Consider the following 13,892-nt stretch of genomic DNA (forward strand, 5'->3'; position numbering starts at 1 on the left):
CCGGACGTGCGTGTGCGTTAATCCGACGCGCCGGCGTCGTCGGCCGGCGCCGGGAGCCGCAGGTCCGCGAAGTCGTCCGCGTCCCCGACGCCGGTCACGATCTTGACCTCGTCGGTGATCGGGACGCCGACGCAGGAGAGGCGGGCGTTCGCCTCGCGGATCTGCTCGTCGGAGAGGACCGACTGCCCGGGCATCGCCACGTCGCCGTCGACGACGACCACGGCGCAGTTCGAGCAGGCGCCGCCGCGACAGGCGTACGGCCACGAGCGACCGCCGCGCTCCGCGGCTTCGAGGATCGACTCGCCGGGTTCGACGAGGAACCGCCCGTACTCCGGGAGGTCGAGGTCGGCGTCGGCCGCCTTCGCGAAGAGGTCGTCGTCGTCGGTCGACCAGCCGCGCTCGGTCACGGCGTCGTGATCGAGGTGGTAGACGGTCGACGGCGACCCGGTCCGCACCGGCTCGACGGACCCCTCGGCGTACCGCCGGACCACGTCCGCCGCCTCCGCGACCGGCTCGCCGTCGAGGTCGTCGAACCAGTCGCGGACCGTCTCGGGCGCGAGGTTCGACGCCGCGGCGACCGCCTCGACGTCGACCCCTTCGAGCCGGGCGACCGTCGAGACGAACCGCGGCGAGTCGAGGGCGTCTATCGTCTCCCCGACCCACTCCTCGGAGCGGTCGTACCACGAGGCGAGCTCCGCCGTGCCGATCCCCCGGTCGTACGCGACGGCGACCATCAGCGCCGCGGTCGCCTCCGCCGAGCGGACCTCGGGGAGCCACGCGCGGAGCCGGTCGGCGTCGACCTGATCGAGTTGGCCCATGTCCCGCGAAGGCGTCTCGACCCGGTTAAACGACGAGCCTGAACAGTTAGGCACCGGTCTGGGGATCGGCGGACGGGGGCCCAACGCGAAATCCGTCGCCGCGAGTCCGACCGAAACGGGAGCAAAGAGTTTTGCCGGGCGCACGACACGCTTCGATAATGGATATCGACGAGTACGACGTCGTCGTGGCGGGCGCCGGAACCGCCGGCTGCTACGCCGCCGCGACGATCGCGAACGAGGGGCTCGACGTCGTCATCGTCGAGCGGAAAGACGAGGAGGAGGCCGGCCACATCGCCTGCGGCGACGCGCTGAAGGGCGCGGACGCCTTCCCCGAGGCGATTCCGAAAGGGCGGCTCGAACCCGCGTTCACGAACACCGACGTCGACCACGGACGCTTCGAGATTCCGCAGGAGGACACGGTCTTGGAGATCCCGGTCCCCGGCGAACTCGCCGTCATCGACCGCTGGGAGTACGGCCGCCAGGTCATCTCCGGCGCCGAGGACGCGGGCGTCGACTTCCACTACGACACCGTTATCAACGACGTGGTACAGGACGAGACGGGCCGCGTCACGGGGCTGCGCGCGGTGCGGAAGGGCGACCCCGTCACGTACGCGTCGGACGTCGTGATCGACGGCGCGGGGTCGCTCTCGCTGCTTCAGGACAAAGCGGACTTCGAGGGGACGACCTTCGACACGAACGTCCGATACTCGCAGTTCTGCTCGGCGTACCGCGAGATCGTCGACGTCCCGGAGCCGGTCGAGTGGGACGACGCCTTGGTGTTCAAAGCGACCGACCGCGCCGCGGGCTACCTCTGGTACTTCCCGCGCACGCCGACCGAGATCAACGCCGGGCTGGGGTTCCAGATGACCGAGGAGCCGATGCAGCTGATCGAGTCGCTGAAGCGGGACCTCCGGGACCGCCCCGAGTTCGAGGGCGCGGAGGTGCGCGACAAGCTCGGCGCCGCGCTCCCCACGCGGCGACCCTACGACTCGGCGGTCGCGCCGGGGTACATGGCGGTCGGGGACGCCGCCGGTCACGTGAACCCGACAACGGGCGGCGGCATCGCCGGCGCCGCGTACGCGGGCAAGTACGCCGGCGAGCAGGCGGTGAAGGCGATCTCGGACGGCGACGTGACCGAGGAGAACCTCTGGCGGTACAACACCCGCGTGATGGACCACTTCGGCGGGCGCTACGCCGGGCTCGACGTGTACAACGTCCTCGCGACCGCGGTCGACGTCGACGACCTGATGGGCCTGCTCGCGTCGCTGCCGGGCGAGAAGCTCGCGGAGGCGCTGTACGAGGGGTCGACCTCGATGTCCTTCGGGCTGAAGGTGAAGGCCGCGATCAAGAGCTTCGGCTACTGGGGGACGATCCGGAACTTCTACCAGACGAAGTCGCTGGCCGACGAGCTGATCGACCACTACGGCGAGTACCCGACCAGCCCCGCCGCGATGGCGAACTGGACCCGCGAGCGCGACGACATCATGGACCGCGTCTACGAGACGACCGGCGCCGACGCGAAGTACTGAGGCCGTGAGCGGGTACCGACTCACCACCGTCGAAACGGTTCGCGAGCGGGGGTCGTGGGCGTTCACCGCCCGCGAGGGCGACGCGGACCGCGAGGTGTTCCTCGTGCCGTGCGCGGACGAGCCGGACGGCAGAGTCGACGGGGACGGATCCGATGGGGACCAGCCCGTCCGCGCGTGGATCAACCGCTGTACCCACGAGGACCAGCGGCTCCACCGGGAGGGCGTCGGCGCCGTGACGCGGGGCGGCTCCGTCGTCTGCCCGAAGCACGGCTCGGCCTTCGACGCCTGCGAGGGGTCCTGCGACAACGGCGAGGCCGCGGGAACGACGCTGCGCTCGATTGACCTCGACGTTCGCGACGGCGCGGTGTTCCTCACCGACGACGACCTCACCTACCTCTACGAGGGGCTGCCGGACGACGACGGCGACGACGACGGGCCGTCGTCGAGTTCGCACCTGACGTTCTGAGTCGAGTATGGTCCGGAAGGCGAGTTCGTGGTCGGGCGTTTATATAGTGTAGCTTCGCTAAAATCATCAGGAGTGACATATACCGCCTCGGTTCGCTCAGTACAGGTGAAGCACGTATCATTCAGTACGGGCGGCATTTTTACGTCGGTATTGCTCAATTAGACGACTAATGACCGAGTGGGAGCGAGTGAGAAAAGACCTCAAAGAGGCGGGCTATTCTGGATTCGAGTTCGATAGCGGCGATACGGCCGTGCCGGGATTGTCCGGTGAGTGGGTATCCGGTAATATCCCACGCGAGGGAGGATTGAAACACGAGAACCAACCAGTTTGGATACGGATTCTCGACGCGCTACCGATAGGTGATACTGTGGAAGCCAACCCGGAAAATGCCCCGGAAAGCATACGCAACATCGCTACTGAACACGGGTTGGAAGTCGTGATATTCAGCGTCTCTGGCGACGAGGCACGCATCGCACTTTGTGACCCCTCAAAACATGATTTGTGACGGTGTATTCGCAGTTCACATCGACCGGCTGTTTCAAGAGAGAATATCTCTGAAGAAGAGGATTTCAACAGCATATTATCACTAACCGCTTCGCAATGACGTCCGTCGAAGCCCCAGCCGCTCGGCTGTACGCTTTCACTTATAAGTCCTCGATCGGCACCGACACCATCGAAGCCCCAGTCGCGAGGACGGCGCACGCTCGCTGCGGTCCTCACTCGGTCGCTCACTATGTTCGCTCCCTCGTTGTGGTCCTTACGTCGCCTGCGCCGTCCTCGTGACTGCCCCTTCGAGTCCCACCCCGCACAGCACCGCAACCGCACCTCACGCCTCCCCAGCCTCGTCGGCCTCCCTACGGTCGGCCGACTCCCTCGCGCGTGCTCCTCGCGGTCGCCGAGGGCGGCCGCTCGCAGGCACGCGCCACCGCGTTCATTTATAAAAGCGATCGCGGACGCATTTATTACTCAAAAAAGCGCTACACACGGGAAGGATTCCACGCTGAGCTTCGCTACGGCCGCGTCTCCGCGACCCGCCGGATCGCGCCGGCTATCACGTCGATACCGATCGCGATGTCGTCCTCGACGACGTCGAAGTCGCTCGTGTGGTGGCCGCCGGGGTGGTCGGTGCCGACGCCGAGGTAGCAGGCGAGGCCGCCCCGGTCCTGAACGTAGTTCATCAGGTAGGTGGCGTCCTCGGAGCCGCCGAGGTCGTCGCTGTCGACGATGCTCGTGACGCCCGCCACGTCGCCCGCGGACTCGCGGACGAGACCGGCGAGCGCGTCGTCGCTCGACGCGCTGGGCGCCTCCCCGAGCGTCGATACCTCGACCTCGCAGTCGTGCATCTCGGCGGCCGAGCGCAAGATTCGGTCGGCGTGATCGGACATGTACTCGGCCAGCTCCGTCGTCTGCCCGCGCAGTTCGCCCTCGATGTGCGACTCCTCGGGGATGATGTTCGTCGCAGTGCCGCCGCCGACGAGCCCGGCGTTCACTCGGGTGGGGCCGTCGGCGTGTCTCGGGATGGCGTAGAGGTTCTGGATCGCGGCCGCCATCGCCTGAACCGCGTTCCGGCCCTGCTCGGGGCGCGCCCCGGCGTGGGCGGGCTCGCCCTCGAACTCCGCGAGCAGGTGCCGCACCGCGAGGAACCCCTCGACGCCGCAGACGACCTCGCCGGACGGGTGGTCCAGCCCGACGTGGACCGCGTAGAGGTAGTCGACGTCGTCGAGGTGGCCCGACTCTGCCATCGGCTTGCCGCCGGCGACCTGCTCTTCGCCCGGCTGGAAGAACACCTTCAGCGTGCCGGCGAAGTCGGAGTCGAGGACGGCGTCGAGCGCGCCGAGGCCCATGGTGGCGTGGGCGTCGTGGCCGCAGGCGTGCATGAACCCCTCGTGTTCGGAGCGGAACCCCTCCCCGGCCGGGACGTGGTCGCCCGACTCCGACTCCGTGATCGGGAGCCCGTCGATGTCGACGCGCAGGCCGACCACGGGGCCGGCGCCGCGCTCGACGACCGCGACGCAGCCGGTGTAGCCGCCCGAAAGCTGTTCGAGAATCTCGGGGTCCGCGCCCGCCTCGCGGGCCTGCCCTTCCCACTCCGCCAGCTCCTCGTCGTCGGGGACGTTCAGGCGCTCGTCGGTCGCTAACGCCTCCGGTCCGACGTGGAGTTCCGTGAGGTCGCGCTCGCGGAGCGCCTCCACGATGCGGGCGGTGGTGTAGAACTCGCGCCACGCCGGCTCCGGGTGGCGGTGGAGGTCGCGGCGGAACGCGCGGTACTCGTCGTCGTCGAGAGCGCTCATACCCCTCGGTAGCCCGGCGACCGCTTAAACGATCGCCTCGCGGGGAGCGACGCGCACCGCTCCGAGACCGCCCGCCCGCGCTCGAATCACTCCTCCGCCGACCCCATCCGCTCCGAGTAGTCCCACGCGTGGAGCCGCTCGGGCTCGATCCGGATCTCGACCTCCTCGCGGTCCGGCCGGAGGAGCCGCTCCGCGGTCGGGTTGTCGGTCCCGTCGAGGTACTTCGTCAGCAGCGACCGCAGGAGCCGCTTGTCCTCGTCGGGGACGACCGTCGCGCGGCCGCGGCCGCGGACCCCCTTGTACGGCGGGTCGTTCGTCGACACGTCGAAGGAGACGCTCTCGTCGTGCTCGACGAACTCGACGAGATCGGCGCTCGCGCTCGTCGCGCAGCGGATGGCGTCGGCGTCGGGGTCCCACGCGAACCACAGCGAGACGATCCACGGGCGGTCGCTCGGCGTCCGGCAGCCGAGCCGGATCGGGATGCGCGCGGCGGCGAGGAACTCGTCGACGCGGTCGCGGTCCCACGGGCCGGTCGGGTCCATACCGATCCCTCGGTCGCGTTCCGCCTAACAGTTCCGGCGGGTTCCGCTCCCGCTCCCACGGTCCGCGGTGCGTCCGCGGAACACAAGAGAATTGACGGTCCCCGCGCGAGTGGAGGTATGACCGACTACTTCGAGGTCCACGAGCGCGACGGCGCCGCCCGCCTCGGGGAGGTCCGCCTCGCGGAGCCCGTCTCGACGCCGGCGCTCGCGGACCCCTTCCTCGACGACGCCGGGAGCCTCTGGGCCGGCGACCGCGAGGTACCCGACGGCGACGAGACCGCGCTGACGGTGCTGCCGCACCGGTCGTTCCCGGCCGGTACGCGCGACGAGGTGCGCGAGTCGTTCGCGGTCGAGCACCCCGACGCCGAATATCCATCGGCCGCGGTCGTCGACAGTCGGAGCGCCCGCGACCTCGGCGCCGACGCGTACCTCCTCTCGGACGCGCAGGGGTTCGTCGGCCACGGCGAGGCGTTCCGCGACGCGGTCGTCCGCGCGAAGGAGTCCCTGCCCCCCGACGCCGCGCTCGGCCTCTCCGGAGTCGCCACCCCCCGAAACGTCGCCGTCCTCGCGTACGCCGGCGTCGACCTCGTCGACGCGACGCTCGCGCGCACGAAGGGGACGCAGGGCATGTACCTCACGGCCGACGCGGAGCACTTCCTTGAGGACCTCGACGAGCTGCCCTGCGCCTGCCCGGCCTGCGCGACGCCCCGGAGCGAGTTCACGCGCGCCGACTGCGCCGACCACAACGTGAACGCGCTCCGCGCCGAACTCCGCCGCGTCCGCGAGCGGGTCCGGAGCGGCCGCCTGCGCGACTACGTCGAGGGACAGGCGCGCCACGAGGGGTGGCTCACGGCCGCCTTCCGCGAGTTCGACGACCAGTGGGGGTACCTCGAACAGCGCACGCCGCTCATGCGCGACGCGGAGGTGACGGCGGCCTCCGCGGAGACGCTCGACCGCGTCGAGATCCGGCGGTTCGCGGACCGCGTCACGAGCCGCTACCGCAACCGCTTCTCCGACCAGCCGCTCGTGTTAGTCCCCTGTTCGGCCACCAAACCGTACAGCGACTCCCAGAGCCACCGCCAGTTCCACGACGCGATCAAGTGGCGCGGCCACACCGTCTCGATGACCTCGCCCATCGGCGTGGTGCCGCAGGAGTTGGAGACGACCTACCCCGCCCAACACTACGACTCGGTCGTCACCGGCGACTGGAGCGAAGACGAGATCGGGTTCGTCGCGGAGGTCCTGCGCAGATACCTCGAACGCAACGACTACTCGCGCGTGATCGCGCACGTCCCCGAGGACGGCTACCGCGAGATCTGCGAGCGGGTCGAGGGCGCGGTCGACCTCGAGTTCGAGTACACCTGCGTCGACCACCCGACGACCGACGAGTCGCTCGGGGAGCTGAACGCCGCCTTACAGGGCGAACCCGCCTACAGCAAGCGGGAGCGCGAGCACAACACCGTCCGCGCCATCGCGGACTACCTGCTCGGTGACGGCGCCGGCGACGACCTCTTCGGCGGGCCGGGCGAGGCCGACGTGCGCACCACCGGCCGCTACCCGAAGCTCCAGGTGTGGGGCGACGACCCCGACGCCGGCCGCGAGGGCGAGCCGGGCGAGCAGCTGGCGACGATGGTCCCCCAGTACGGCACCCTCTCTTTCACCCTCGCCGGCGCGCGCCGCTGGGTCGCGAGTGACGCGCCGACGAAGCGGGTCGAGATCGACTCCTTCGTCCCGCACGGCTCGGTCCTCGCGCCCGGCGTCGTCGACGCCGCCGACGACGTTCGGGTGGGCGACGAGGTCGTGATCGAGGGACCGAAGGCGTTCGCGGTCGGCCGCGCGGCGATGTCCGGCCCGGAGATGGCGGGGTCGACGCGGGGGGTCGCCGTCGAGGTCCGACACGCCGACGAGAAGTGACTGGACGACACCAAAGGCGTCAGTCGGCGGCGGAGTCCGAGGACCGACGCCGTTCGACGGCTCACGCGCCGGTCGCGCGTCACGTTCGCTGGTTCGGGAACACCATCACCGGCACGTCCGCTTCCCTGATGAGCCGTCCACCCGGGTCGCCGGTGATCGCTCGCTTCCACGCGTCGATGTCTCGCGGCGTGAAGGCGACGAGCGTCGCCTCGGTCATCCCGATCGCGTCGACGAGCGCCGCCGCGACCTCCCGGGCTTCGAGCGTCGCCCACTCGAACTCGAGGTCGTCTCGGTAGAGGATGTCGGCGAACGTCTCGTAGGTCGCTCCAGCGAACTGGTCTCGCCCGGTCTCGACCGTCGTCTCGTCGGTCGCGCCCTGTGTCACGTGCGTCACGATGAGCGTCGTGCCCGGATCGAGGTGCGGCCGCAGCGCCCGCGCCGTGGCCTCGGCGTCGTCGGGTCCCGCGATCGGCACCAGAATGCGTTCGAATAGCTCGGGGTTCACGGCCGTACTCTCTTGGGGCTGACCAAAAGCGTGCGGGGCGCTCTCGGTTGCCGACCGTGCGACTCGCAACGCCGGCCGGCAGGCGGTGGCGAACGCCCCGCGAGTGAGCGCTTTCGCCTCTCCTCATCCGCGCGCGGAGGGCGCAAGTGAGGGCTCGCGGAGCCCGACTCGACCCCGTCCGGTAGCGGGTTTCCCGAGGTCTCATCCCCGAGGGCCGTTCACTCCTCGTCGTCGGTGCCCTCTGTGCCGGCGAGTTCGGAGACCGCTGCCTCCGACTCCTCCGCGTCCTCAAGGAGCAGCCCGGTCCCGCCCGCAGCGATCATGCCCACGCCGATCGCGCGCAGCTGCCGGATGTACGCCGGCTTCGCTTCGAGCTCGGAGGCGTTGTCGAAGTTCTTTCCGATCATCTTCTTCGTGAGGCGGACGCTCGCCTGTGGGAACAGCGCCGTCACGACTCCCTGAAGCAGTATCATCGCTGAGCCGAACAGACGGCCTTTCTCGCAGTTTTTCACGCCGACACCTACGTGTCGCTGGCGCATAAATATTGCTCGTATTATCCAATACTGGTTTTCACTCCGTCGTCTAACTTCGCCCCTCGCTGTAGCTAGCATATGAAATTGTGTTCAACTACAATACCGTTCACTAAGACGGCGTTCGCGTATCGCTCGCGAGGCGAGGCGTCGACCCGACTCGTCACCGGCTTCAGTCGTCCGCGGTCGCCTCGGGGCGGTACGCCTCGCTGATCGCCTTCCACTTGCCCGAGCGGAACCGCAGGTAGTTGATCGCGGCGGGGATCGTCGTCTCCGCCATGAACGCGAGGTACAGGCCCCAGAGTCCGATCGCGGGGAGCGCGACCTCCGGGACCGTGAACCCGACGAACGGGACCTCGATCACCGGGGTCGCGAAGCCGACGAGCGGGACCTCTACTCCCGGTATCGTGAGGACGTCGGGGACCGTTATCGCCGGCGTCGCGTCGTGCGCACCGACGTACGCGAGCGGGATCGACACGCAGAACATCCCGAGGAACTGGCTCGCGAAGGGGATCTTCGTGTCGCCGGCGGCGTCGAGGGGCCCGGCCGCCCCGCCCGAGACCCCTTGGAAGATCACCGCCGCGCAGGCCGCGTACACGAGGTTGACGGCGATCGGGATCTCGGGGCTGTCGGGCGACTGGGCGAAAAGCGAGACGATGTCCGTCGCGAACGCCGCGATCAGCACCGCGGAGACGGCGTACGTCGCCACCGAGAAGCGGATGATGTCGCGGGCGTACGCCTCCGCCTCGTCGGGCCGTTCGACGCCGAGTTCCTGCCCGACCAGACTGGAGGAGGCGAGGCCGAACCCCCAGCCGGGGGTGTTCATGATCCCCCAGATGCGGCGGGCGATGACGAACGCGGCCACGGTGTTTTCCCCGAACACGTCGAGGATGGCGAGCATGGGGAACTCGGCGGCCGTCCACACGAGGTTGCGCGCGCCGACGGGCACGCCGATCTCGACGAGGTCGCGAAGCATTCCGGGGTTGAGGTAGGAGCCGGTCGGGTCGATCGCGACCGGGAACTCCCCGACCAGCGGGGCGCTCCCGCGGACGAGGCCGACGGTGAAGCCGGCGACCGCGAGCACGTTCGAGAGGACGGTGCCGACCGCGGCCCCCCCGACGCCCCAGCCGAACCCGAAGATGAACAGGGCGCTGAGGACGATGTTCGCGAGCGCGCCGCCCGCCCGCACCTGCATCGCGGTGTAGGCGTCGTCGCACCCGACGAGCACCCGGCTGCCGACGAGGTTGAGCGCGGCGAACGGGACGCCGAGGCCGACCACCCGGAGGTAGTCGGCGCCGTAGGCGATCGCCGCCTCGTTGCTGCTTAAGACGTCGATGAACGCCGGCGCGTACAGCCAGAAGGCGCCGCTGACCGGGACGGTGATCGCGACCGCGAGGAGGACGCTCGACCGGACCGCGTCCCCGAGTTCGACGAACGCCTCGGCGCTGTACCGCTGGGAGACCAAGGCGATGGTGCCGCCGGCGACGCCGCCGCCAAACGCGAACGCGAGCCCCCAGTAGGGCCCCGCGAAGCCGACGCCGGCGACGGCGCTGGTGCCGACCGCGACGCCGACCATCGCGACGTCGACCGCGTTCTTCGACATCCGGGCGATCCCGGTGACGATCCGCGGCCACGCGAGGTCGGTGGTCCGGACCACCCGGTGGCGGTCGATCAGCCCGGCGCGCGCGAGGGCGAAGCCGATGTATAAGATTAGCAGGCGGAACGGGTTCGGGAGGCGAGCGCGTAGCGCACCGAGCAGTTCCCGGAGGCGAGTGAGGAGCGCGCGGAGCGATTTCGGCAGGCGAGACACGGCGGGTGCCCCCCTTTCCCGCTGGCGGCTAAAGGGGTTTCGTCACGCGGCAGACGGTTCCGGATCGCGGGGCGCGAGACCCGCCGTCAGGCCCCGGAGACCAGGTACACGGCCGCGGCGGCGAAGACGATCCCCAGCCCCTTGCGGGCCGTGAACGACTCGCCGAGGAACAGGAAGCCGATCACCGACGAGAAGACGAGGAACATCGCGAAGATGGGCGTCACGACGCTCACCGGACCCAAGGAGAGCGAGCGGTACAGCGCGAGGATGCCGATGGCGAGGAAGACTCCGGCCGCGAGCACGTGTGCCAGCTTCGGAGAGGCGAGGTGCGTGGTGAATCCCTGTCCGGTGTACGCGATCACGCCGATCGCCATGGCGACGAGCAGGGTGTTCGAGACGACGACCGCGACGTCGCTCGGGATCGCGTTCGGACCGGTCGTAGCGACGCGCATCAGCGGAGAGACGAAGGCGTACGCGCCCATCGCGAGCAGCGCGTACGGGAGATACGTCGTGGCCGTAGCGTCCATATCCCCGGGTGGCCCCCCGGCGGCAAGTGCCTATCGACCCGGACCGGGCGGCGACCCGAGCGGTGCCCGCTCGTCCCCGGCCGGTTCGTCGTCGGGGGACGGTTCGTCGCGGTCGGTCCCGCAGTCGTCGCCGTCCGCCTCCGACCGGTCGAGCGGGACGCAGACGGTCACCGCCGTTCCCCGCGGATCGCGCTCGTCGAACCGGATCCGACCGCCGAGGTGGTCGACGCCCCACTTGACGATCCACAGCCCGATCCCGCTGCCGTGTCGCAGCGGCGTCTCCGTCCCGCGGTCCAGCACGTCGTACTCGGCGGGGTCGATCCCCGGCCCGTCGTCCGCGACGGTGACGTCGACCCAGCCGTCCTCGGCGGCCGCGTCGATCCCGACCCACGGCGCCTCCGCGTCGTTGTGGCGGACCGCGTTCGAACAGAGGTTCTCCAAGACGACCCGCAACACGACCGGTACCGTGACGGCCGGCATCGGCCCGACCTCGACCGCCGCGTCGGGGTCGAGGCCCCGCGCGTCAGCGACCGCATCGTCGACAATCTCCGGCAGCGGCGCGGACGCGAACTCCTCGGTCGGGTCGAACAGCTCGCCGGCGGCCCGGGTGCGCTCGCTGAGTTCGAGCATCCGTCCCGCGCTCTCCTCGATGACGGTCAGGGCGCGCTCGTCGGTCGGGTCGGCCCGGAGCCGTTCCGCGTACCCCTGAATGAGGTTCGTCTCGGTGCGAACGTCGTGACGGAACACGCGGTTCAACACGTTGAGCCGCTGCTGTTGCCCGAGATACGCCCCGACGTCGTGGAACGTTATCACCCGGGCGGTAGTGCGGTCGTGGTCGTCGACCACGCCCCGAACCGTCGCCTCGTACGGCCGCTGGCCGTCGCGTCCGACGATCGGGATCGCTCGCGGCTTTCCCCCGTCGCCGGCGTCGAGTTCGCGGACCGCGTCGTACTTCGGAACGACCGCCGGGGCGGGCTTCCCGATCGCGGTGCGGCGGTCGACCCCGAACGTCTCGGCCGCGCTCTCGTTCAAGTCGACGATGAACCCCTCGGTCCCGACGACGAAGACCGGGTCGTGGAGCTGCTCGAAGACGAGCTGGCGCGCGCGGCGGCGCGGGGCCGGCGCGAGCGTCAGCAGCCGGAACCGCGAGAGCGCGAGCAGGTACGCCACCCCGGAGACCGCGAACACCAGCGGCGTGGGGTCGAGCCCGGGAACCGGTATCGCGCCGGAGAGGTACGCGACGCTGCCGGCCCACGGCGCCGCGGTCCCGATCAGCAGGGCCGCGCTCTGTCCCCGGAAGGGCCGGGCGTCGTCGCGGATCAGCCGGATCAGGGGGACCGACCCGACCGCGCCGAGGAGGTAGGTGTACCCCGCGATGACGTAGTACAGCGGGCCGGGGACGACGTCGAGGACCGTCCCGACGCCGGTCTCCCGCACGACGCGGTCGACCGCGAGGAGGCTGCCCGGGTCGCCGGCGGCGGCGACGGCGACGGTGGCGGCGGGCACGACGGCCACCAGCGCCACGGAGAAGGGTGTCACGTAGCGGTCGCGGCCGGTGTACTCCAGCGCGAAGAAGAACCACCCCACGGGAATCGCGACGACGCCGATCCACTGGACGTCGTACCACAGCGCCTTCGCGGGCAGCGTCGCCGCCTCCAGTTCGAAGACGAGGAACGTCGCCCACCAGACCTGCCCGGCGAGCAGCACCGCGAGCCACGTCGCGCCCGGCTCCGGCCGCTCCCGCCACGCGAGGAGCGCCGCGGCTAAGCCGATCGTCACGGCAACGAGGAGTGCGACTGAGAGCGGACTCAGCGCGGACATAGAATTTTTTACGCGTATTGTATTTATAACTCATCGGATCGGGTTATCAGATTGAAAAAATCGGTCGGCGCGGCCTCGGCGCCGCGGTCCTCGCGTTTCAGCCGCTGAGCGCGACGAGAACCGCGCCGGCCACGAGGTAGCTGCAGTCGGGCGCCACGCCGAGTGCTGCGCCGTCGAGCCGGTCCGCTAACGCCGTGACGGCCACGGAGACCGCGAGGCCCGCGGCGAGCGCGACGAGGGCCGGCCCCGACGCGGCGCCGGTCGCGGCGACGACCGCCAGCAGTCCGGCGGCGACTGCGTCGACGCCGAGCAGGATCCGGCGCGTTCCGGCGACCCCGCACGCGACCGGGAGCGTCGACACGCCCCGCGCTGCGTCGGCCGCGACGTCCCTGACGTTCGGGACCTCGACGTCGACGAACGAGCGGAGGGCGACGTACCCGAAGAGGAGCGCGACCGTCGGCGTCCCGACCGCACCGGCGGGGACGCCGGCGAACGCGAGCGGGGCGGCGACGACGGCGACCGCCCACGCGAGCGCGACCGCCGCGGAGTTGAGGAGGAAGACGTCCTTCAGCCGCGGGACGGAGACCTCCCCGAGCGGCGCGGCGAGGTCCCCGAGGGCCGGCAGCCAGTCGGAGGCGTAGCCGATCCACACCGCGCCCGGGACGAGGACGAGCGCTGTCGCCGCGGGACCCGCGCCGACCGCGAGCGCGACCGCCAGCCCGTAGCTCAGCGCGGCGGCGGTCATCAGCTGATCGCCGTAGCGGAGGGCGACCCGCGCCCTCGCCGGCGTCGACCCCATGTCCCCCTCGGCGTCCGCGACGTGGTCCGCGGCGTACACCGCGAACGCCACGAGGCCGACCGCGACCGGCGCGGTCGACCGCGGAACGCCGAGCGCGGCCGCCGCCACCGCCACCTCGACGGCGGCGACGAGCGCCGCGAACGGCGCGCCCGCGGCGAACGCGGCGACCCCTCGGAGCACGCCCGAACCGCGGGTGGTTTGACGTGAACGAGACCCCTCTGTCGTGCCATCTGTCTTCGACGGTCTGGTCGGTTCGTTTGCCATTGAGCCGTTCGCCGCCGGGCGGCGGCGAACGTCCGAAGTGAGCAACCGAGTCGTATCTATCCACCCCGTACGGCGT

13 protein-coding genes are annotated in these 13,892 nt (G+C 70.2%); 4 read left to right on the forward strand and 9 right to left on the reverse strand.

All coding sequences use genetic code 11. From position 1 onward, the window contains the following. Window positions 1-17: 17 nt before the first annotated feature. Window positions 18-818 (reverse strand): ferredoxin Fer, encoded by an 801-nt coding sequence (gene fer / locus KI388_RS15535; RefSeq protein ID WP_215088255.1) that lies wholly within the window; start codon window positions 816-818, stop codon window positions 18-20. A 158-nt stretch (window positions 819-976) separates the two neighbouring features. On the opposite strand from fer, the gene KI388_RS04925 reads away from it, so the two are divergent. From KI388_RS04925 to KI388_RS04935, 3 genes are all read left to right on the forward strand, one after another. Continuing rightward, window positions 977-2,347, forward strand: coding sequence for a geranylgeranyl reductase family protein (locus tag KI388_RS04925; RefSeq protein ID WP_215088256.1), 1,371 nt, complete (start codon window positions 977-979; stop codon window positions 2,345-2,347). Between the two features lie 4 nt (window positions 2,348-2,351). Further along, the gene (locus KI388_RS04930) at window positions 2,352-2,813 is read left to right on the forward strand and encodes a Rieske 2Fe-2S domain-containing protein (protein ID WP_215088257.1); all 462 of its coding nucleotides are present in this window, start codon (window positions 2,352-2,354) and stop codon (window positions 2,811-2,813) included. 169 nt (window positions 2,814-2,982) lie between these two features. Then, on the forward strand, window positions 2,983-3,318 hold the full coding sequence (locus tag KI388_RS04935; RefSeq protein ID WP_215088258.1) for a hypothetical protein: 336 nt from the start codon (window positions 2,983-2,985) through the stop codon (window positions 3,316-3,318). A gap of 505 nt (window positions 3,319-3,823) precedes the next feature. Here the strand turns inward: KI388_RS04935 and KI388_RS04940 are convergent. Together KI388_RS04940 and KI388_RS04945 are read right to left on the reverse strand one after the other, a co-directional pair. Beyond that, window positions 3,824-5,104 (reverse strand): amidohydrolase, encoded by a 1,281-nt coding sequence (locus KI388_RS04940; protein ID WP_215088259.1) that lies wholly within the window; start codon window positions 5,102-5,104, stop codon window positions 3,824-3,826. A gap of 86 nt (window positions 5,105-5,190) precedes the next feature. Further along, a complete protein-coding gene (locus KI388_RS04945) occupies window positions 5,191-5,646 on the reverse strand; it encodes a pyridoxamine 5'-phosphate oxidase family protein (RefSeq protein WP_215088260.1) in 456 nt (151 codons plus the stop codon). A 117-nt stretch (window positions 5,647-5,763) separates the two neighbouring features. On the opposite strand from KI388_RS04945, the gene arcS reads away from it, so the two are divergent. Then, window positions 5,764-7,560, forward strand: coding sequence for an archaeosine synthase subunit alpha (gene arcS / locus KI388_RS04950; protein ID WP_215088261.1), 1,797 nt, complete (start codon window positions 5,764-5,766; stop codon window positions 7,558-7,560). 79 nt (window positions 7,561-7,639) lie between these two features. Here arcS and KI388_RS04955 read toward each other — a convergent pair whose 3' ends face one another. The 6 genes from KI388_RS04955 to KI388_RS04980 form a co-directional block, all read right to left on the reverse strand. Further along, a complete protein-coding gene (locus KI388_RS04955) occupies window positions 7,640-8,065 on the reverse strand; it encodes a universal stress protein (protein WP_215088262.1) in 426 nt (141 codons plus the stop codon). A 218-nt stretch (window positions 8,066-8,283) separates the two neighbouring features. Further along, window positions 8,284-8,577 carry a hypothetical protein gene (locus tag KI388_RS04960; protein ID WP_215088263.1) on the reverse strand — a complete coding sequence of 98 codons (294 nt, stop codon included), beginning with the start codon at window positions 8,575-8,577 and terminating at the stop codon, window positions 8,284-8,286. A 190-nt stretch (window positions 8,578-8,767) separates the two neighbouring features. Then, window positions 8,768-10,354 (reverse strand): MATE family efflux transporter, encoded by a 1,587-nt coding sequence (locus tag KI388_RS04965; RefSeq protein ID WP_215088736.1) that lies wholly within the window; start codon window positions 10,352-10,354, stop codon window positions 8,768-8,770. A gap of 137 nt (window positions 10,355-10,491) precedes the next feature. Further along, window positions 10,492-10,932 (reverse strand): EamA family transporter, encoded by a 441-nt coding sequence (locus tag KI388_RS04970; RefSeq protein ID WP_215088264.1) that lies wholly within the window; start codon window positions 10,930-10,932, stop codon window positions 10,492-10,494. Window positions 10,933-10,962: 30 nt separating this feature from the next. Continuing rightward, a complete protein-coding gene (locus KI388_RS04975; RefSeq protein ID WP_215088265.1) occupies window positions 10,963-12,753 on the reverse strand; it encodes a histidine kinase N-terminal 7TM domain-containing protein in 1,791 nt (596 codons plus the stop codon). Window positions 12,754-12,850: 97 nt separating this feature from the next. Next, window positions 12,851-13,816 carry a UbiA family prenyltransferase gene (locus KI388_RS04980; protein ID WP_215088266.1) on the reverse strand — a complete coding sequence of 322 codons (966 nt, stop codon included), beginning with the start codon at window positions 13,814-13,816 and terminating at the stop codon, window positions 12,851-12,853. Window positions 13,817-13,892 lie beyond the last annotated feature (76 nt).

The organism is Halorubrum sp. 2020YC2 (assembly GCF_018623055.1).
Classification (GTDB): Archaea; Halobacteriota; Halobacteria; order Halobacteriales; family Haloferacaceae; genus Halorubrum.